The 21,370-nt window shown below is 34.0% G+C and carries 19 protein-coding genes and 2 pseudogenes; 18 read left to right on the forward strand and 3 right to left on the reverse strand.

The window, feature by feature from the left end:
* Positions 1-3 precede the first annotated feature (3 nt).
* The 3 genes and pseudogenes from NSU17_RS10400 to NSU17_RS10410 form a co-directional block, all read left to right on the forward strand.
* A pseudogene (locus NSU17_RS10400) lies at positions 4-438 on the forward strand (DUF4145 domain-containing protein); the annotation flags it as partial.
* A 63-nt stretch (positions 439-501) separates the two neighbouring features.
* Entirely contained in the window at positions 502-765 is a 264-nt protein-coding gene (locus NSU17_RS10405; protein WP_339287873.1) for a hypothetical protein, read from the forward strand.
* Between the two features lie 56 nt (positions 766-821).
* Positions 822-1,142, forward strand: a pseudogene (locus tag NSU17_RS10410) (IS5/IS1182 family transposase); the annotation flags it as partial.
* On the opposite strand, the gene NSU17_RS10415 reads toward NSU17_RS10410, so the two are convergent.
* Complete coding sequence (locus tag NSU17_RS10415) at positions 1,056-1,805, reverse strand: glucose 1-dehydrogenase (protein ID WP_096549664.1); 750 nt, start codon at positions 1,803-1,805, stop codon at positions 1,056-1,058. The pseudogene NSU17_RS10410 and the gene NSU17_RS10415 sit on opposite strands and share 87 nt — an antisense overlap.
* 161 nt (positions 1,806-1,966) lie before the next feature.
* On the opposite strand from NSU17_RS10415, the gene NSU17_RS10420 reads away from it, so the two are divergent.
* The 14 genes from NSU17_RS10420 to NSU17_RS10485 all read left to right on the forward strand — a co-directional run bounded on the left by NSU17_RS10420 (position 1,967) and on the right by NSU17_RS10485 (position 17,634).
* The gene (locus tag NSU17_RS10420; RefSeq protein WP_016839149.1) at positions 1,967-2,197 is read left to right on the forward strand and encodes a hypothetical protein; all 231 of its coding nucleotides are present in this window, start codon (positions 1,967-1,969) and stop codon (positions 2,195-2,197) included.
* Between the two features lie 348 nt (positions 2,198-2,545).
* The gene (locus tag NSU17_RS10425; protein WP_208649849.1) at positions 2,546-3,601 is read left to right on the forward strand and encodes a 2,3-butanediol dehydrogenase; all 1,056 of its coding nucleotides are present in this window, start codon (positions 2,546-2,548) and stop codon (positions 3,599-3,601) included.
* A gap of 214 nt (positions 3,602-3,815) precedes the next feature.
* Positions 3,816-4,532 carry a hypothetical protein gene (locus NSU17_RS10430; protein ID WP_016839153.1) on the forward strand — a complete coding sequence of 239 codons (717 nt, stop codon included), beginning with the start codon at positions 3,816-3,818 and terminating at the stop codon, positions 4,530-4,532.
* A gap of 290 nt (positions 4,533-4,822) precedes the next feature.
* Positions 4,823-5,935: a type II asparaginase gene (locus NSU17_RS10435; protein ID WP_016839154.1), complete on the forward strand. Its 1,113-nt coding sequence runs from the start codon at positions 4,823-4,825 to the stop codon at positions 5,933-5,935.
* A 337-nt stretch (positions 5,936-6,272) separates the two neighbouring features.
* Positions 6,273-8,264 (forward strand): methyl-accepting chemotaxis protein, encoded by a 1,992-nt coding sequence (locus NSU17_RS10440; protein WP_340704972.1) that lies wholly within the window; start codon positions 6,273-6,275, stop codon positions 8,262-8,264.
* A gap of 274 nt (positions 8,265-8,538) precedes the next feature.
* Positions 8,539-9,522, forward strand: coding sequence for a tRNA dihydrouridine synthase (locus NSU17_RS10445; RefSeq protein ID WP_340704973.1), 984 nt, complete (start codon positions 8,539-8,541; stop codon positions 9,520-9,522).
* A gap of 413 nt (positions 9,523-9,935) precedes the next feature.
* Positions 9,936-10,592: a hypothetical protein gene (locus NSU17_RS10450; protein ID WP_340704974.1), complete on the forward strand. Its 657-nt coding sequence runs from the start codon at positions 9,936-9,938 to the stop codon at positions 10,590-10,592.
* A gap of 192 nt (positions 10,593-10,784) precedes the next feature.
* Complete coding sequence (locus NSU17_RS10455) at positions 10,785-11,501, forward strand: (Fe-S)-binding protein (RefSeq protein WP_168412617.1); 717 nt, start codon at positions 10,785-10,787, stop codon at positions 11,499-11,501.
* A gap of 12 nt (positions 11,502-11,513) precedes the next feature.
* Positions 11,514-12,938: a LutB/LldF family L-lactate oxidation iron-sulfur protein gene (locus tag NSU17_RS10460; protein WP_340704975.1), complete on the forward strand. Its 1,425-nt coding sequence runs from the start codon at positions 11,514-11,516 to the stop codon at positions 12,936-12,938.
* Positions 12,935-13,642 (forward strand): LutC/YkgG family protein, encoded by a 708-nt coding sequence (locus NSU17_RS10465; RefSeq protein WP_340704976.1) that lies wholly within the window; start codon positions 12,935-12,937, stop codon positions 13,640-13,642. Before NSU17_RS10460 ends, NSU17_RS10465 begins: the two co-directional genes overlap by 4 nt.
* Before the next feature lie 553 nt (positions 13,643-14,195).
* Positions 14,196-14,657 (forward strand): hypothetical protein, encoded by a 462-nt coding sequence (locus tag NSU17_RS10470; protein ID WP_016839164.1) that lies wholly within the window; start codon positions 14,196-14,198, stop codon positions 14,655-14,657.
* Between the two features lie 53 nt (positions 14,658-14,710).
* On the forward strand, positions 14,711-16,129 hold the full coding sequence (locus tag NSU17_RS10475; RefSeq protein WP_340704977.1) for a hypothetical protein: 1,419 nt from the start codon (positions 14,711-14,713) through the stop codon (positions 16,127-16,129).
* Between the two features lie 29 nt (positions 16,130-16,158).
* Positions 16,159-16,293, forward strand: a complete 135-nt coding sequence (locus NSU17_RS10480; protein ID WP_016839166.1) for a hypothetical protein — start codon at positions 16,159-16,161, stop codon at positions 16,291-16,293.
* The gene (locus NSU17_RS10485; RefSeq protein WP_340704978.1) at positions 16,294-17,634 is read left to right on the forward strand and encodes an ArsB/NhaD family transporter; all 1,341 of its coding nucleotides are present in this window, start codon (positions 16,294-16,296) and stop codon (positions 17,632-17,634) included. It abuts the gene before it with no gap.
* A 109-nt stretch (positions 17,635-17,743) separates the two neighbouring features.
* On the opposite strand, the gene NSU17_RS10490 is transcribed toward NSU17_RS10485, so the two are convergent.
* On the reverse strand, positions 17,744-18,811 hold the full coding sequence (locus NSU17_RS10490; protein ID WP_340704979.1) for a CotH kinase family protein: 1,068 nt from the start codon (positions 18,809-18,811) through the stop codon (positions 17,744-17,746).
* Between the two features lie 93 nt (positions 18,812-18,904).
* On the opposite strand from NSU17_RS10490, the gene NSU17_RS10495 reads away from it, so the two are divergent.
* Positions 18,905-19,450, forward strand: coding sequence for a hypothetical protein (locus NSU17_RS10495; RefSeq protein ID WP_340704980.1), 546 nt, complete (start codon positions 18,905-18,907; stop codon positions 19,448-19,450).
* 55 nt (positions 19,451-19,505) lie between these two features.
* On the opposite strand, the gene NSU17_RS10500 is transcribed toward NSU17_RS10495, so the two are convergent.
* Complete coding sequence (locus tag NSU17_RS10500; RefSeq protein WP_096549649.1) at positions 19,506-21,128, reverse strand: methyl-accepting chemotaxis protein; 1,623 nt, start codon at positions 21,126-21,128, stop codon at positions 19,506-19,508.
* Positions 21,129-21,370: the final 242 nt, after the last annotated feature.

The following is a 21,370-nucleotide window of genomic DNA, read 5'->3' on the forward strand; positions in this document are numbered from 1 at the left end:
AATATTTCCAATTTTGGCTTTTTAAAAGATAAGAAACAGTATCAAAGTTTTGCAGAGGCTTGTTTTGAAGCAGAAAAAGGATTGGTTGTAAGCCCTGCTGTCAGCGCCATTCAGTCTCGACGTGCATTGGAGCTTGCGATGAAATGGGTTTATAGCTTTGACAGTGCGGTAAAAGTTCCTTATCAAGATAATCTATCCAGTTTAATTCATGATCGAGAATTTTTAGGGATTATTGATGAAGACTTATTACCAATGATGAAGTATGTAGTGAAGCTCGGCAATCAAGCGGTTCATACGAATGCACTGCTAACGCGTGATGAAGCGATTTTGTCCCTACATCATCTATTCCAGTTTGTTGCGTGGATTGATTACTGCTATTCCGATGAATTTACTGCAGGGGACTTTGATGAATCTTTACTTCCTGTCGGTGAAGAACAAGATATTAGCAATTTTAAAAGGGGATACTTTGCTGAAAAGAAGAGTTTAGGCAAGGGATGATAGGTGGGAAATTCTATTAAAGGATTGAACAAGTCATTATCTCAAGATGGAAGTAATTTCATAGGATATACTAGTTTACAGGGATATGTTTCATCAGAAAATATTTTTGGTTTAGAATCAGAGGAAAAAATTTTCTTAGTTGATGCCAGTGGAGACAATAATGTAACAGAATTAGAGAAAGACAATTTCGCAGTTCCTCTTACATGGTATTTAGAAGATTTGAATCCTGAAAAACATTTAAAGAAAAAAACCTTTAATTTAAAATAAGATTGGTTTCGACAGTTTCATTCTGTTATTTTATTTATTAAATGTGCAAAAGGACCGGATTCTTGAAGGCTAATTTGCGTTTCACTCGATTTTCCGTACTAGGAAAATCGAAGGTGGAAAATGAAATCGGAATTGCCTTAATGGCTGTGAATTTACGAAAATACACGGCCAACAAAGATCAACTGACCAAAAATAATGGAGAGAAATGGAAAAAGGAGAATTTGAGTTGGATCAAATTCTCGTTTTCCTATCTTGAAGCTAGTTTTGTCCCAGCCTGTTTTTCGTTTTTGCTATTCCTCATAAATCATTTTTCTTGTCATTCCACCATCCACAACAAGGTTAATGCCTGTCACGAAATCATTTTCCTTCGCTGTTAAATAGAGACAAGCGCGCGCAATATCGTCTGGTCTTCCGACACGTTTTGATAAATGCTGCTCGTGATCAATTTTACGTAATTTGGAATAATCGCCTGTTTCAATCCAACCTGGGGAAATCGCGTTCACGGTAATTCGATCTGCACTAAATGATGCTGCAAGCGCATGAGTTAATGCAACAATTCCACCTTTTGTTGCTGCATAGGCTTCTGAATTCGGTTCAGACATAATGGCCCGTGTGGAAGCAATATTAACGATGGAGCCGCCTTCTTTATTATTTCGCATATATTTTGCGGCTTCCCTTGATGCTAAGAAAACACTTCGTAAATTGGTGTTGATAATATCGTCCCATTCTTCGATTGACAATTCATAAGGGGACTTAAATACTGATTTCCCTGCATTATTGATTAAAATATCAATTTGACCGAATGTAAGGTTTGCAATTTCCATTAAGCGGATGATGTCATCCTCAACTTTTACATCGGTTTTTACAAAAAGCGCGTTTCCCTCTTTTTCTTTAATTACATCAACTGTTTTTGATCCGGCTATTTCATCAATATCCGCTATCACAACATTTGCACCTTTTTCTGCATAAAGCAAAGCGATTCCTTTTCCAATGCCCTGTCCAGCGCCGGTTACAATCACCGTCTTATTTAAAAAATCCATGTTTTTTACACATCCTTAATGAAAAATTCTCCATATTTAAGGTAGCACAAAAAGTGAACACCGTAGAACTCCCAATAATAAAAACAATTAGTCACATGTAGAATGCTTTAATTTAAACAAACATATTTATATGAATGAGGCTTTTACAGAGGAGGGAAATATTGTCGATTGTCAATCCTCAATATGGATTTTTAAAGGCTGATTATCTAAATCCTAATTTAAGGCAAAGGAACAAGACTGTTGATGCTGCTTCATCGAAGACACAAATTAAAGATGAATCTGTATTAACAACGGATATAAATGCAAAGTTAATCTTTATTTATAATTGGTTGATGATTATATCAGCTGATTTATATTGTGCAATTATTTTTGTTTTAGCCAATTTCTTTTGAAACTTTTACATGGTTTAAAGAGTCCAATTTATAAAATGGCACTATTGGAATTTATTAACTTAAAGTTTCAAGTCCAAACGTGTGGATTTGAAGCTTTATTATTTTGAAATTCATCTAATACATAAGTTGGGGGTGGTCTTATGAAAAAAGAATGAGTTTTCGTGGTTAGATTTAAATTATAGCAAGGAAATATGGAGCTGTTTGAATGTAATTTTTTACCAGTTATTTTAAGTTTTTAAAAAATATTAAAAAAATTTAACATTCTATCCACAGATAATCATAGGAATGTTTTGTAAAATATAATTACTACTTTTTGGTAGTAAATATTTGAATTGGAGTGTGATACTCGTGAAAGCGGCACTTTGGTACAATGCAAAAGACATTCGTGTAGAAGACATTAATGAACCTAAAGTAACACCAGGACGTGTAAAAATCCAAGTTGCGTGGACAGGCATTTGTGGAAGCGATCTTCATGAATATGTGGCGGGTCCAATTTTTATTCCTGTTGAAAAACCTCACCCAATAAGTAAAGAAATGGCTCCAATTGTAATGGGGCATGAATTTTCTGGAACAGTTGTCGAAGTAGGTGAAGGGGTTACAAAGGTAAAAGTAGGAGACAAAGTTGTAGTAGAACCCATTTTAGCTTGTGGTCAATGTCCAGCATGTTTAAAAGGAAAATATAATATTTGTAAACATTTGGGGTTCCATGGTCTATCCGGAGGCGGCGGAGGCTTCTCGGAATATACTGTAGTGGATGAACGTTGGGTGCACAAAATGCCAGAAGGGTTATCACTTGAGCAAGGTGCTTTAGTAGAACCAGCTGCAGTGGCGTTACATGCAGTTCGCATGAGCAAATTGAAAGCGGGAGATAAAACGGTTGTATTTGGTGCAGGGCCAATTGGTTTATTAGTAATTGAAGCATTAAAAGTAGCAGGTGCATCAGAGATTTATGCAGTCGAACTTTCAAAAGAGCGCAGAGAGAAAGCTTTAGAACTTGGTGCAACTGCTGTAATGAATCCAGCTGAAGAAGAGGATGTAGTAGCTAAAATTAAAGAGCTTACAAATGGTGGGGTAGATGTTGCCTTTGAAGTAACAGGTGTACCAGCAGTATTAAAACAAGCAATTGATTCAACAACATTTGAGGGTGAAACAGTAATTGTTTCTATTTGGGAAAAAGAAGCATCACTCCAACCAAATAATATTGTGTTATCAGAACGCACTGTAAAAGGAATTATCGCATATCGAGACATTTTCCCAGCGGTTATGAATTTAATGACAAAAGGATACTTCCCTGCTGAACAATTAGTTACAAAACGTATTAAAATTGATGATATCGTGAAAGAAGGATTCGAAACATTAGTTAACGATAAACAGCAAATAAAAATCCTTGTTTCTCCAAAATAAGACTAAAAAACATCATTTTCTCCTTTTGAGAAAATGATGTTTTTTTGATATGCACATCTTTATAAACGGAATTTACTACTATTTTTTTACAAAAAAAGCTGAATATATTCATAACTTATATAGTAAACATTTTCTATTGAAAGATTAATTGAGAATGATTTTCATTTGTTGTATATTTAAAATAGCAAACATTTTATGAGTAAGGAGAATTTAAATGCAAATTCATTGGATCAAAATTAAAAAAATCGTTGATGAAACACCTGATATAAAAACCTACTTCCTTGAAATTCCTGAAGGATATTCTTGGGAAGAAGGGGCTCATCTTCACTTAGCTCTTGAAGGTTTTAATGTCGGAGAAAAGCCAAACAAAAGTCTAGTCCGTCATATGTCAATATCTACTTTGCCGAATGAAAATGCGATTGGTATTACAACACGTATTAGACAACAGTGCTCAGAGTTTAAAGCGATTTTAAGAAATCTACAAGTTGGAGATCAAGTGGCGATTTTTAAAACTCATTCCAATGTGCCGCTTAGACGGGAAAATAAAAACATTTACCTATTGTCATCAGGGGTAGGTTTAGCAACTTTCAGACCAATCGTGTTGAAATATTTTGAGCAACCAGAAAATGTTCCGCAAATTCATTCCTTGAACATTGACTCTTCAAAAAACTATTTATTTACTAATATTTTTAAAACAAATCATGATAAAAATTTCACCGCTCATTTTGTAGATAACCGTGAAGAATATTATGATAGAATAAAAAAGCTTTCTACAGATAAAAATGGCCTATACTATGTTGTCGGCAGTGATGATTTCCTTAAACAAAACATTCAGGTGTTGTTAGAGGAAGGTATTAAACCGGAACAGATTATGCTCGACAAACCTCCACGTAGATTGCCTGATTTTTTACCAATTGAATTATCGAATTAAATCGACTAAACGACGACTCTCCAAGCAGATTCGTCGTTATTATTTTTGGGGAAAAATGTATTATTAGAAAAAAAGAAGATTAGGAAAATTTAGAAGTTAGTAAAAATTGAAAATATAATATTATAACTAAATAATTTTATTGTTTTGTCGAAATAATGAGTGAGATTAATTTGAATAGGGTGTGCTAATTTTGGAGGCTACTGTTTACTAACTGTGACCTTATTTAAATTAATCTTTTTTTGGGTCATTATAGGGATTTAAGTTAGATAACTTTATTGGAGGTTAAGCAAATGAAGAAAAATTTCTATCTTTATGTTGCTTTATTTGTAGCAGCTATTGTTGCAATCTCTGCTATTGCATCTAGTTTTTCTGCAAAAGCAAATAACGAAAATGTAACAGTCAATAATGAAAATAATAATGAACAAAAAGAAGAACTTCCAAATGTCGTGATTCTTGCAACTGGGGGAACGATTGCAGGTACAGGTTCTTCATCAACACAGACGACTGGATATAAATCTGGTGATTTAGGTATTGAAACTTTAATTGAAGCAGTTCCTGAAATGAAGGAGCTTGCAAATATTACAGGTGAACAAATTGTAAAAGTTGACAGCACAGATATCACAAATGAGATTCTTCTTAAATTAGGTAAGAGAGTGAATGAATTATTAGCTTCCGATGATGTAGATGGAATCGTAATTACGCATGGTACTGATACACTAGAAGAAACTGCTTACTTCTTAAACTTAGTAGTAAAAAGTGATAAACCAGTAGTTTTAACAGCTGCTATGCGCCCTGCAACAGCAATGAGTGCAGACGGTCCTTTCAACTTGTATAATGCTGTTTTATTAGCTAGTCATGAAAGTTCAAAAGGAAAAGGTGTTCTTGTAACACTTAACGATCGTATTGCTTCTGCAAGAAATATTACGAAAACAAATACGACAGCAACTGACGCATTTAAATCTTTTGAAAACGGATATTTAGGAGCAATCGTTGCTGGAAAACCTTATTACTATAATAATGTAGAACGTCTACATACAACTGAAACACCATTCGATATTTCAAAAATTAAAAAATTGCCACAAGTTGATATTATTTATGGATATCAAAACAGCCCAACTTACATGTACAAAGCTGCTGTACAAAACGGAGCAAAAGGGATTATTGTTGCAGCACCTGGAGATGGAACATTATCAGCAAAGTCCGTTGAAGGTGTAAAATATGCAATGAATAAAGGTGTAAAAGTAGTACTATCTTCTCGTGTTGGTACAGGAACGGTTTCACCAAAAGAAGGATATATTACTTCTGACTCTTTAAATCCTCAAAAAGCACGTATTTTATTAATGCTTGCTTTAACTGTGACGAATGATCCTCAAGAGATTCAATCCTTCTTTGACAAATACTAATACGGTATTTGTAGGTTTTAATAAATCCAATTGAGCCAATATTTGCATTGGGACAAGGAACCATTACCTTGTCCCAGTTTACTATTTCGTTTATTTTTTTATTAAAAATATCCAATTTTTATAAAGTTTGTTTACACATGGTAGATATCAAGAATTATTTTAATAAAATAATTTAATTATTACAGCTCTAAGTGATTATTTCCTCCCAGTTCTACTAAATGAGTTCATAATGTGATGGATAGCCTTGATAGGTTTAAATACATGGAATAAGTTTAGTGATTTCAAAACCTATTCTGCTTTCCTTATTTTTTTAAATAAATATAAAGGAGGTAGCAAAGTGAAAGATATTTCAAAAATAAGTAAGTTTAGTATTCGCAATTTTCATGTGAAATTACTTACTTCTTTTACTACAATATTAATCATTTCAGTCTTATTGATTGGATTATTTTCTTTTAAAACTGCTAAGGATGAGTTGGAACATCAAATATTAAATAGTGTGAATGAAAATGTAGAAATACTGAATAGTGCAATTGAAGATGCAATTCAACCGAAAATCCTTGATATCGAAGCATTGGCTGATCGCATTACAGCTAATCAATACGGGGAAACAAGTAGCCCTGAAATTCAAAAATTATTAAAATTTTATCAAGTGACACATCCAGAAGTAGATATTGTCTATACAGGTAATGAAGATGGAGTATATGTAATGGAGCCGGCTGAGCTAGGGGTGCCTGAAGGGTACGATGCTAGAGAAAGAGATTGGTATAAGCAGGCAATGGAACGGAAAGGGGAAGTAATAATTTCTGAACCATACGTTGCTGCAAGTACTGGTGAAATGGTAATCACTCTTTCAAAAACAATAGATGATGGTACCGGCGTTGTAGGGATTGATATTAACCTAAATAAACTGCAAGAAGTAGTGCAGAACATTCGAATTGGTAAAGAAGGATATGGATTTATATTAGACCAAAATAAAAAATATTTAGCACATCCTACCGCTGAATTAGGCAGCGTAGCAGAAGGCACACTGTATGACAACTTATACAAAGAAAGTAAAGGACAATTAAATGAAGTTTTTAATGGAAAATCCATTATTTTGGACTACATAACTAATGATTTGACTGGATGGAAAATAGGCGGAGTTATCTATACAGAAGAGATTAACGAAGCAAACTCACCTATTTTACATACGTCGTTGATTGTGGGGATTCTTTCCATATTATTTGGGCTAGTTGCTTTAATGTTGGTTATTAAATCAATTGCAAAACCGATTAAACAATTAGGCCAATTAGCTGTTAATGTTAGTCGCGGAGATTTAACACAGTACGCAGAAATACAAACCAATGATATTGTCGGAAAGTTAGGAAATGCTTTTAACGAAATGATAGATGGTCTTCGTACACTAACTCAAAAAATAGATGATACGGCTGGAAATGTTGCGGCCACTGCAGAACAACTATCTGCATGTTCACAAGAAACAAATGCAGCGTCTGAGCAAGTATCTGTTTCCATCCAAGATGTAGCAAAAAATGCGGAAGTACAGACAAATTCCGTTGATAAGGTATCCCTTATTTTTAAGGAAGTATCGAACGGAGTTAGTAACATTGCTGAACGTTCATCAAAAGTAACAGATCTTTCCCGCCAAGCAATTGTTGAGGCAGATGAAGGCGGTAAGGCGGTAGCGAAAACCGTTTCACAAATGAAATCGATTCATTCATCTGTAAGTGAATCACAAGATACAATTCAATCTTTATATGAAAGCTCGAAAGAAATAAGTGAAATTTTGAACGTCATTACAAATATTGCGGACCAAACGAATTTATTAGCATTAAATGCTGCCATTGAAGCGGCTCGTGCAGGTGAGCATGGTAAAGGATTTGCAGTTGTAGCGGAAGAAGTAAGGAGTCTTGCTGAACAGACACAAGCTTCAGCGAAGGAAATATATACAATTATTAAGAAGATTCAAGATGATACAGATAATACCGTAAAAATGATGGAGCGAATTACGACTGACGTAGAGAACGGAGTAGAGATTACAAGCGAAGCAGTTGAGAAATTTAATCATATACTCCAAACAACGAAAGATATTTCGCCACAAATGGAGGAAGTTTCTGTGGCAGTTGAAGAAATGTCAAGTGCTATACAAGATGTAACGGCACAATTAGATGATATTGTACTTGTGGCACAAAACAACACTGCGACATCAGAAGAAGTAGTAGCTTCAGTAGAAGAGCAATTGGCTTCAATGGAGGAAATTTCGGCTTCAGCTCAATCCCTTTCATCCATGGCAGAAGAATTAAAAAATGCTATATCTACATTTAAATATTAAAAATTAAGAGGAGTTTCTTGTAGTGTTGCACTATGAGAAGCTCTTTTTTCAATTGCTTTCAATGAAAGGTTAAATAGACAGACTTTTTTCTTTCATGTAATTTATATTATATTTATTTAACAGAGATGTATTAAGAGTTATATTTTTATATGAATCCATTTATATATTGAACGTTTAATTATATTCTTATGTTTGTTAATCAGTTTAAAATCATGATATAAGAGTAAATATAACTATTTAAAGATTATTCATCATGAGAGGAATTGAGTATTAAATGAAAGAAAATTTCTGGTTGGATTTACCTCGGCCTTTTTTTGTGTTAGCGCCAATGGAAGATGTAACGGACGTTGTGTTTCGCCACGTTATTATTAAAGCAGGTAGACCGGATGTATTTTTTACAGAGTTTGCAAACACAGATAGCTATTGTCATCCAGATGGTCAAAAAAGCGTACGTGGGCGTTTATTATTCACCGAAGATGAGCAACCAATCGTAGCCCATATTTGGGGAGATAAGCCTGAATACTTCCGACAAATGAGTATAGGTATGGCGGAACAAGGATTTAAAGGTGTTGATATTAACATGGGATGTCCTGTCCCGAATGTAGCTTCCCGAGGAAAAGGAAGCGGACTGATTTTACGTCCAGATGTGGCGAGTCAGGTAATCGAAGCTGCTAAAGCGGGAGGACTTCCTGTTAGTGTTAAAACAAGACTAGGATATACAAATGTGAACGAGTGGGAAGAATGGCTAACTCATGTCCTCAAACAAAATATTGCAAACCTTTCGATTCATTTGCGGACAAGAAAGGAAATGAGTCAAGTTCCTGCCCATTGGGAACTTATTCCTGAAATTAAGAAGCTTCGTGATCGCATTGCTCCTGAGACGCTCTTAACAATCAATGGAGATATTCCTGATCGTCAAACAGGCCTTGAACTCGTTGAACGCTACGGAGTAGACGGGGTGATGATTGGGAGAGGAGTCTTTAAAAATCCTTTTGCGTTTGAAAAAGAGCCGAGAGAGCATAGTGTTCAGGAATATTTAGATTTACTAAGATACCATTTAGATCTTCATGATCAATACATTGAAGAAATTCCGCGCTCCATTACTGCTCTTCATCGCTTCTTTAAAATTTATGTAAAAAGTTTCCGTGGAGCAAGTGAATTAAGAAATCGGTTAATGAACACGAAATCTTCAAATGAGGTGCGGCAATTGCTGGATGAATTTGAAAAACAAATTGATTTTATAGATATTGTAAAATAATTAGGGTTATGAATAGGTTTGGGCAATACAATCTCCTTCTGATGGGAATTTGTTGAAAGATGTATTGAAAATAAATAAACTGAAGTAAAGATGTAAAGAGGCAAGGATTCTATTCATTCTTGCCTTTTTCTTTTAGTGGAGAATGTCAGATTTATCTGTAAATTCTAGGTGTTTATATTATAAATGATTATGAGGAAGTGTTGGCTTTGCCTAAATGGAATTGTCCAAAATGCAATCATTCTAATAATAGTCATGCGACATATTGCCTTAAATGTGGTTTTTTTAAAAAGGATATCAAAAATTATAAAATGTATTGGATATGCCCTTCTTGTCATGAAGAAAATAGCAATCATGTTTTTTATTGTATAAAATGTGGCCATCGATACCAAGATAGTCAATCAACGACACTTAATATGAACAATAATGGTGCTTCTAAATGGAAGAAGTTTACTGAAAATGTAAAAGTTATTGTAATCCTAGAACTTATCATAATGGGAATTGCATGTTTTATTTCTATTGGAGGAGAAGAAGGAAGTGTCAATGGGGTCATCACAACCATCTTTTTGATTCATTTATTTTTTGGAATGTATTATATCATGTTGACATTTTCAAAAAGTGGTTTCGGAGAGGCAATGAAATCTATTTTAATTCAAGGTGGACTATTGATAGGAATGCTAATGATGATTGCATTGACGAATGAGTCGAGTGATCATACAGTTATTGATTCGTACTCTCTTAACTTTTTAAAAAATAATGCCATTGAAGTAGATTATGACAAGTTGTATCACATTGCTTTTGAACGTTATGGCAGCCAAAGGAATCAATTAGTTAAATTCTCTGGAAAAGTGTTTCTTTTAGATGGCAGTGATTATATTTTGATTGACATGTCACTGGAACCATACAAAAATCAAGTGGTTTATGTAAAAAGAAAAGAACAGGATCATATGGTCAGTATAAACGATCAGGTGGAGATTTACGGTAAAGTATTAGGTACTGCTTCAGTTGCAAAACATCTTGATAAACAATTAAATGTTCCAGTCATAGAAAGCTATTCACTCACATTGCGTTAATATATCAATTTGTTTTTCGGGTTTATCCCGATTTTTTTTTTACATAATTTGAGGCAACAATTGATTTCTCTCAATCGTTGAAATAGTCATACTTATAGGTGTTGAAAGCATATCTATTATAAAATATAGCTTTTTCTATTAATAGAAAGTTTTAGATGAAAGAATGAAAAGCAGTTTTTTGGGGGGATGAATATGGAAGTTTCCTTATTTGCTACTTGCCTTGTCGATATGTTTCAAGGAAATGTTGGGAAATCGACAGTGGAATTGTTAGAAAGACTTGGTTGTAAAGTAAAATTTCCGACTGAACAAGTATGCTGTGGTCAACCTGCTTATAATAGCGGTTATGTTGAACAATCCAAGAATGCAATGAAAAATATGATTAAAGCTTTTGAGCAAGCTGAGTATGTCGTTGCCCCATCCGGTTCGTGTGCATACATGTTTAAAGAGTATCCCCACATTTTTAAAGGAGATGAAGAGTGGGAAGAAAAAGCTCAACAATTAGCAAATAAAACCTTTGAATTAACGGAATTTATTGTCAATGTGTTAAAAGTTGAAAATGTCGGTGCACGATTGAAAGGTAAAGCTACATATCATACTTCTTGTCATATGACTCGATTGCTTGGCGTTAGAGAAGAACCTATCAAACTGTTAAAAAATGTAGAGGGGTTGGAGTATATTGAGCTTTCTGGAAAAGAGCGATGTTGTGGTTTTGGCGGGACATTTTCAGTGAAAATGGGGAACATTTCTACACAAATGGTAGATGAAAAAGTACGTGACATTGAAGAGACAGAAGTAAATATATTAGTCGGTGCGGATGCTGGTTGCCTTATGAATATTGGTGGTCGTATGAGTCGCCTAGGAAAACCGATTCGCATTATGCACATAGCAGAAGTATTAAATTGTCGATAGGGGGATTTAGAAATGGCAATGAAAACAAGCGCTGAACAATTTAAAGATCGGGTAGAAAACAATTTAAATGATTCATTTATGCGCGGGGCAATTTCATCTGCACAAAATAGATTTCAATCCCGTCGACAAGAACGAGTGAATGAATTAGAAAATTGGGAAGAATGGCGAGCTCATGGTGAAGAAATACGAAAACATGTGCTTGATAATTTAGATGCTTATCTATATGAATTAAGTGAAAATGTCATGAAACGTGGTGGACATGTATTTTTTGCTGAAACAGCTGAAGAGGCATCCCAATATATAAAGAATATTGCAATTCAAAAACAGGCTAAAAAAATTGTAAAATCGAAATCCATGGTGACTGAGGAGATTCTTTTAAATGCGGCGCTTGAAGAAGCAGGCTGTGAAGTAATTGAAACGGATCTTGGAGAGTATATTATTCAATTAAATCATGAACCTCCTTCCCATATTATTGCGCCATCACTACACAAAAACCGATATCAAATTCGAGACATCTTTGCTGAAAAAATCGGTTATAAAAATTCCGAAAAACCTGAAGAAATGGCTCTTTACGTTCGTGAAAAGTTACGTAAAGAATTTTTAACTGCTGATATCGGGATCACCGGCTGCAATTTTGCAGTAGCGGAAAGTGGAACGGTGACCCTTGTGACAAATGAAGGGAATGCCGATTTAGTTACGGCTTTACCAAAAATCCAAATTACTGTTATGGGAATGGAAAGAATTGTACCTACTTTTGAAGAATTAGATGTGTTAGTCAGTTTATTAACAAGGAGTGCAGTTGGCCAAAAAATATCCAGTTATGTAACAATGATTACCGGCGTAAAAGGGGAAGAAGAATCTGATGGACCAGAAGAATTTCATTTGGTCATTGTTGATAATGGACGTTCCAAAATATTAGGTACAGATTTTCAACCGATTTTACAGTGCATTCGATGTGCAGCCTGTGTCAATGTTTGCCCTGTATATCGACATATTGGAGGGCATAGTTATGGTTCAATTTATTCAGGTCCAATTGGAGCTGTATTAACACCGCTTCTTGGAGGCTATGCCGATTTCAAAGAATTGCCATATGCTTCAACTCTTTGTGGAGCTTGTACGGAAGTATGTCCTGTAAAAATTCCATTACACAAACTATTGCATTTACATCGTCAGAAAATAGTGGAACAAGAAGGAAAGGCTCCCATCTCGGAACGATTATTAATGAGAGCGTTTGGTTTTGGTGCTTCTAGCCCTCATCTCTTTAGTACAGCAACAAAAATTGCATCGTCAATGATGTCTCCCTTTGTAAAGGAAGATAAAATTCCTAGCGGCCCTAGACCATTGAAAGCATGGACAGAAGATCGGGATTTTCCTGCACCAAATAAAGAAAGCTTTCGCAATTGGCTAAAAGAAAGACAAAAGGGGGAGCAAGGATGACTATAACTAATCGAAAATCATTTTTAATGAATATTGCTAAACATCTTGGCCGTCCTATGAAAACGAAAGTAGAACGGCCAATATGGAAACACTTGCCACAATTTCAAATCTTAAATCATGCAACTCAAGAAGAACTAATAGACGTGTTAAAACAACAATGCCATAATATCCATACAGTTTGTTTGCAAACGACGACTGCGAATTTAGCAAGCACATTGCAGCAAGTAGTAGAGGATTATGGTGGTATTTCAGTAATGATCCCAAAAGATGACCGACTCAAATATTTTGGTTTAACAGAAGTGTTTAAGTCATGGCAGTCTAAGGGAATCGAAATATACGAATGGCATCCTCAAAATCGCGAACAAAATATCCAACTAGCAGAAAAAGCGAATATAGCGATATTAATTAGTGAAATGACGTTAGCTGAAAGCGCATCTGTCGTACTATATAGTTATCCAAATAGAGGACGTTCATTAAATTTATTGCCAGAAAAAACAATCGTGCTTGTACCAAAAAGTACAATTGTTCCACGGATAACACAAGCGGCACAAATTTTTCATAAACAAGTTGAACAGGGGGAACAAATTCCTTCGTGTATATTGTTTATGTCGGGCCCAAGCAATTCAGCCGATATTGAAATGGTGTTAATTGTTGGTGTACACGGACCTATAAAAGCAACTTATATCATAATTGAAGATCAGTAAACCGTTTTTTAACTTCACCCATTTGAAGTAAATTCTTTCTATTCACTTGCAATAAATAAGTGCAGCTTTTGCGGGTGTTAGCAAAGTGCTGCACTTTCATTTTATATATGAAATTGATTCACTTGGGTAAATATTACGAGTTTTTGTTTATTTTCATAATTGAAAGTTAATTGACTTCTTATAGAAATTACTAGAAGAGAATAAAAAACATCATTTTCTAAAAGAGAAAGGTTCTGCATCCAAAAGTTAGAATTTGACTCTAACTTTTAGGGGTCACTACCCGATGTCCTTTTCGTTCACCATGGTTTCGCGTTAGATTTTGACTCTAACTTTTAGGGGTCACTACCCTTCTCAAAAGGAGAAAATGATGTTTTTAAGTTTTGTCTCAGCTTCTTTAATTAATTTGAATTTGTTTTGTCAGATTTACATGTTCTTTCATACAATAACATAACGCAAATCCCCAATAAATTAACGATGTTTAGGCGGATAACTAAATACCTTTTTACGTTTACACGTATAAATAATAATGAATTTTATAATGGGAGGAACAAGAATGAATAGGGAGTTAATGCTTTCTTTATTGAACAAAGTGGTTAGAGTAGATCGCGGTGGGCCTGAGTCTAGGGTTGGTAAAGTATTTTCTGCTCAATCTGATTATTTCGCATTGTTGACAGAAGAAGATGGAATAGTGTTTTACAAATATCAACATATCAAGAGTATTACTCAAGATTCAAGAAATGGCATGAAGTTGAATGTTGAAGTTCCTGAAGATTATCCATTTGCTAGTTTCATGGATTTCAGATCAGTATTAAATGAATTACGTCATAAATGGGTTAAAATTAACCGCGGTGGTCCTGAGTCAGTGGAAGGTGTATTAGAAGAAGTATTTGATGATTTTATAACAATCGTAAAAAATGAAGAAGTAATCCGCGTGGCAATGTTCCATATTCGAAATGTGAGTTATGGACCAAAACCAGAAAAGAAACCTGAAAAGCAAGATGAAGAAAATAACTAATAACAAATTAAAAGGGGAGACTTCGTGCGGATTGCATTAAAAAGGAGGCCCTAATGTTGAATGCTGAATTTTTGTTAGATACAATAAAAGGTCTTGAAGGTTTAGAGATTGGCTTATTTTTAGCTGAAAATCAATCCATTCAAGGTACTTTATTAAGTGTTCAAGAAGACCATTTAATTGTTAAAGTCAACGAAAATGTAATATATTTCCCTATCAACCATATCAAGGCATTATCGAAAAACGCAAAAGAATCAAGTGTCATAAATAAGGGATTTAGTAACGCTTCACTTAACAGATTTAAGTTGGAAGAAATATTAAAAACAATGTATTTACAATGGATTACTGTTAATAGTTTTGGCAATAAAAGCTTTTCAGGAGTGCTCAGCAATGTTTATGAAGATTATATCGTGTTGATTAACGGAGAGAATCAATACTATATTTTAAAGTCACAGATTACAAGTATTCTCAATGAACAAATCGATGAAAACCAAATTATAAATCTAGAGGCTAATGGAATTGCCAATACAGCATTGACTAATTTACCAACATCCAATTTGACTTCAGGGGATGGGCAACTAACTGAGGAGCAAAAGAAAGCTATATCAGATGCAATTAAAGAAAAGGTAATACAGCTTTTTCCAAAGACAAATGAAGATGAACAGCAAGATACAACATCAGATATGAATATAGACAATTTAACGGCGACAATAACACAAGAAAATCAACTTGAAGAATCATCTCCATCACAAAATGAAGAAACCCTCCAAGACGAAAGGTTAGCACAAATCACTGCAACATCGAAAAATATCCTCCAAGAACCACCATCAAAACTAGAAGCGACCCTCCAAAATATCGAAAACAATCCAACAAAACAGCAAGAAAACACATTAGCTATTTCAAACAAAAACTCCGAAAAAACCCAAAAAAGACCATTCTTCCATGAGGTAAAATTCAATTCTCCAATACAAGAATGTACTTGGGAAGATATGACGATGGAATCACATAGTCCAAGTAAAGAAAAGGAACAAACTGAATTATTTTATGAAGATCAAGAATTAAAAAAAACAGAAATGGGTTTAATCGAAAATACTGTAAAGATTGCAGAAAAAGAAGATTTCGAAATCAAAAATTTATTAGAACCGTCGGAAGAAATACAACAATCATCTGAATATGTGTATGAAATTCAACCAGCATCCGGAAAGATAATGGCAGCCCAACAAATAGATGAAGCAGAAGAAATCGTTGAAGAAATCATGGGACCAATTGAGTGTACATCTTCCAGTGAAGAATCAGAATTCATACACGAACCTGTAAAAATGTTAATGGAAGATAATAAGCGACTTTTAAAATATCAGTACTATGCATTAATGAAATTTGCAGAAAGAATGTATCACATCGAAAACCAATATCGAGCAATCATGAAACATGCTGAGAAGATGTATTTGCAGTTAAAGGAGAGAAGTTATTATTAAGGTTGATAGGGGAAGGAGGGAAAACGAATATGATGCTCCTTTACTTCTCAATTGTGGGTGTCTTATTTTATAAATTATTTTTGCAACCACCTTCGCCAGTAAAAGAAGAAACAGTGATAGAAACAGATCAATCAACTTATGAACAATCGAAGGCGGCTGTTTAAATGGTAGATTATTCTACAATATTAATGTTAACCATTTTTTTAATCTCCATAGGTATAATGCTATGGAGACCTAGAGGAATCAATGAAACGATTCCCATAACAATAGGGGCTGCGATTATTGTCATACTAGGATTTGTAAGCTATGAAGATCTTAAAAGTATAATAAGTATTGTAAGTGGCCCCTCACTTACAATACTTTCTACTATTATGATGTCCATTGTATTGGAGAGTATTGGTTTTTTTAAGTTGATTGCTCAAAATATCATATTAAAATCGAATAATTCAGGGCTTAGGCTTTATATATATACCAATTTGTTATGTTTTTTTATGACTATGTTATTTAATAATGATGGAAGCATACTCATAACAACTCCTATCATTATCCACATCATCAAGTATTTAGCACTTAAACCACATCAGTATATCCCCTATTTAATTTCTGGGGCGCTGATTGCAACAGCATCTAGTGCGCCGATTGCTGTAAGCAATATTTCGAATTTAATCGCATTAAAAATAGTTGGTTTAGATTTAAATAGCTACGTAAAAATTATGTTTATTCCATCGATGATAGGCATTTTAACAATGAGTTTATTATTGTATTTACTTTTTAGAAACCATATTCCGAAACAATTAGGATTACTAACTTTCAATGATAAACCGTCGAATATCTTTACTCATCCCCTTGATCCATCAGCTCAATCTGAATTAGACAAAAATTTATTTAAAATATGCATTGCCGTAGTCGTCATTACAAGAGTGGCATTTTTTGTTCTTTCACCATTTGGTATTCCATTAGAGTTGATTGGATTATTTGGAGCATTCATATTAATTACGATTCGTTGGTTAAAAATGAGAGTCGGAATAAAAGATGTAATTATCAATTCTCCGTGGCATATATTAATTTTTGCCTTTAGCATGTATGTACTCGTATATGGATTGAAAAATGTAGGATTAAACACATTGATTATTTTAAATTTTAAAGAGTTTATTGAACAAGGTTCATTTAATGCAACAATGATTATGGGATTATTAACTACTGCTCTTTCCAATATTTTTAATAATTTGCCTGCCGTGATGATTGGAACACTTTCGATTACAGAAATGGAATTGAATCCATTATTAATGCAAGTTGCATATCTAGCTAATGTTATGGGAAGCGACATTGGTGCATTATTAACTCCAATCGGTACATTAGCTACACTTCTTTGGATGTTTTTATTAAAAAAACATCGAATTAAAATGACTTGGGGAAAATATATTAGCGTTACAATTTTAATCATACCAGTTACACTCATGGTGAGCTTGCTCAGTTTATATTTGTGGATACTTCTTATCTTATAATAGCGTTCTGAATGAATTGGTGAGGTGTAGGAAATTAAAAATTACACTCATATTCATGCTCCTCCTCTAGTTGCTAAGGAATTCATCCTAATTAGAGGAGGAGAAATGCTTATAATAGTGATTCAAGTTGGTCCGATAAAAATTGATTACGCTTTTCAATAAATTGTAGAATATATTCTTTTTCACTCATGAAAATTTTTTCGTTATGTTTTATATATGGATCTTTTTCGATATAGGGCAGAATTAGAGCTTGCAGTTGTTCAATTTGGGGTTTAATTGCAGAAGGAATAAATTGTTTGTGTAGTATGCTTTCTAAAATCCGACGATACTTTTGTTTAAAATGCTCGTTTTCTAATATACGAGCAGTTAATGTGTTGTATCCCCAAATTGGTACATATTCAAGTTCAAGGGGCTCTCCGTGTAAGTTCCTTCCCCATGAACCATCATAATCCCATGGGGAGATTTCAAATAGTTGAGTTTCACTATTATGATATAAAGCATAATTTTGAATAAATCCATCAAAATTTTGCGTGCAAACTGCCCCAGCAAGCCACAATAAATATTTTTCAATATCTAATACTTTCACTATTTCTTCATCAAATTTATCTTTAGGATAAGTGTTAATAATGACTAACATTTTTATTAGATGTTCTTCTTCTTGAAAGGAATATTTTGTTGTATAACCATCCATTAATGATTTTTTTATATATCCTTCAGGCGTATATAAAGAGAAATTGGCATCGTCATTCGTAGCATAATAGATTGAACCAACCGGCAAATTTCTCTTCTTTAAGAAGTGCTCATCAAAAGACTCAATGGCTAGATATACTCCTTCACTTTTCCCATTGATGAACAATTGAATATGGTTGGAATTTGGAGAGAGAACACCGATTTTTTGAAAGAAATCAAAAGATAATTTATTTCGAATCAAAGAAGGATCATTAAACTCCGCATTTAAATGGATTTCATGTTGACCGTCCATTAGATGGGGATGTTCAAATATGATATGATAAGACTTTTTTTTATGTTTTCGAAGTTGATTTCCTCTCAAACTAATTTGAATGTCATAACTTTGGCTATTGATTGTTAGTTGGGCAAAAAAATAATGTTCTGTCCAAATATTTTTATATAGTTTTTTCAAATCGCTTTTTGATATTTCAATAAAATAAGTTTCCACACAAATGCCTCCTGAAAATGCCTCTTTATATTGGTAAATCACCTAAAGTGTTTGAAATAAATTACATAAACTATAAAGAACAAATCATTGTGTTTGGAGGGGATTATCATTAGTACTTTAATTGTTGATGATGTTAGGAAACTAGTTGAAATTGCTAAAGAGAATGATTTAATTCAATATATGTATAACAATCCAATTGAAGACCCAGAGTTAATTCAAACAACAATCGCGGTAAAAAATAAGAAATCGAATGGCAGCAAAGGTGGATCCAAAGGAAATAAAAAAGGAAGTAAAGGTTCAAAAGGAAATAAAAGTGGAGGTTCTAAAGGAGATAAACAAAAAAGCAAAGGCTCAAAGGGGAATAAAAACGGCTCTAAAGGAGATAAGCAAAGAGAGAAAGGTTCAAAGGGAAATAAACAACAAGGAAGCAAAGGCTCAAAGGGGAATAAAAACGGCTCTAAAGGAGATAAGCAAAGAGAGAAAGGTTCAAAAGGGAACAAAAAACAAGGAAGAAAAGGATCGAAGGGGAATAAAAACGGTTCTAAAGGAAAAAAGGAAGAAAATAATGCCCTTTCATCATTAGCAGAAGAAATCCAAGATAAAGTAAAGGAATTTGTTCAAAAACAACAAATGAATTAACAATCTAAATAGATTGCAAGGAAATGAAGAATGCCAGGCATGTACCTGGCATTTTTTAATAATGAAAACGATTAATTATGCGGCTAAGATGAATAGCTTCTTCCGCTAGTTTTGTAGCATTTTGAGCGAGTGCATTTATGCCTTCCACTTGAATATCTACGCTTTCATTTGTAGCTACAACCATATTTGTAAAATCTTCTGCAATTGTATTCACTTGCTGCATAATCTCCTGTAGTTTATTTCCGTCTTCATGAACAAGATCAACAAATTTTCTATTATTTAATACTAAATTTTTTGTTGAAAGCGTTGTTTGAATTAATTGTTCTATGACTTGATCTGTTTGAGAAACGGCTTCCATCCCTTCATGAATAGCCTTCACATTATCTTCAACTTGAGCTACAGTAGTTTCTAAATCTTTATATGTTTTTTCTAATAATGTCATAATTTCTTCTGCAAATTCATTCGTTCCTTCAGCGAGTTTTCGAACTTCATTCGCGACAACTGCAAAACCGCTCCCCGCTTCACCAGCCCGAGAAGCTTCAATGGAAGCGTTAAGTGCAAGTAAATTTGTCTGTTTGGCAATTCTTGTAATGGAGGCAACTTTATCCTTCACAGCATTTGCTTCTTGAGTGATTTTGCGGATTTTCGCTGCAGAGTTTGCAACTTCAGTTTGAATTTTTGCCATTTGGCTGTGGGCAATTTGAATGGCTTCTTGTCCCTTGCTTGCATCTTGTAATGCATCATCTGCACCTACCACAGCTTTCTCAACTTCTTCTTGCATTTCTTGTACTTGATTCATCATCATTTCTACCATTTCGTTGGCGTTAGTGATTGAGTAACGTTGTGTTTCTGCACCACTACGGAAAGTTTGGACAGCTGCTGATAATTCTTCAAAAGTTGTCGAAATGCGTTGTGTTTCTTTTTCTTGTTCTTTACTAATTCGTTCCACAGTTTCCGCGGCATGTTTAAATTCATCAATTATCGCACGAATCCCTAAAATAATTTTATTGATTTCATAACCGATTTGGTGAAATTCATTGCGAAGACCTACCTTTTCAATTTGTGCACTCAAGTTGCCAGAGGATATTTTTTTTGTAACGCTATACCATTCTCGCAAATTTTTCATTATGATAGTATAAAAAATTAAACTAAAAATAACCGTAACAATTGCTGTTCCAATGAGGACACTTGTTGTCATAGATAAATCATTGCTTAAAAAATAAGCAATGATAGCAGGAACTATACTGGACAAAGTAATTAAACTTCCAAATATTGCCCCAATAAAAGGTCGTTGAACTAGTCTACCCATTCTCAGATTAAAGCGTTTCCCATTCTTATCTGTTAACAGTGGGCAAGATGCATCAATAAGTATTTCTCCCGTATCTCTTGGATAAATTTGCAATAGCCCTGTATTAGTTTTGGCAGCAGCCAAACCCACTTCATCGGTGAAGGATGAACCTTCTCTTAAGCGGTTCGTATGAATATAACCTAAACCATTTTCATCAACGATAACAAGGTATTCATCTCGGGCAAGTTCTTGATCCAATACAGTACGAATTTGATTTATTTGTTCTTCAATTGTTTTTTCATGGTCCCAGACGCTTCTAACTTTGGATGCGACATTTTGAACTTTCATCAGTGCCTTTTTTGCAACATTTGAACGTAATAATTTACTCATATTCACTCCCCCTGGATATATATCCTTGCATAATCCCCTTTGTATGTATTTTAAAATACCCCTTTTAGCATCTATACTTTGAACGAGTATAGATGTCATAAATTGTAATTCTATTATATCAGCAAATTAGACTAACTTTAAGGATATATATGAAAAATTTTGGATAATCTGTATTATTAAATGAGTATTATTGCATTAAATCAATTTAAATTGCTATGGTTTATTTTTTCCAGAAAATAGTC

Source organism: Ureibacillus sp. FSL K6-2830, from assembly GCF_038004145.1.
Lineage (GTDB): Bacteria > Bacillota > Bacilli > Bacillales_A > Planococcaceae > Ureibacillus > Ureibacillus thermosphaericus.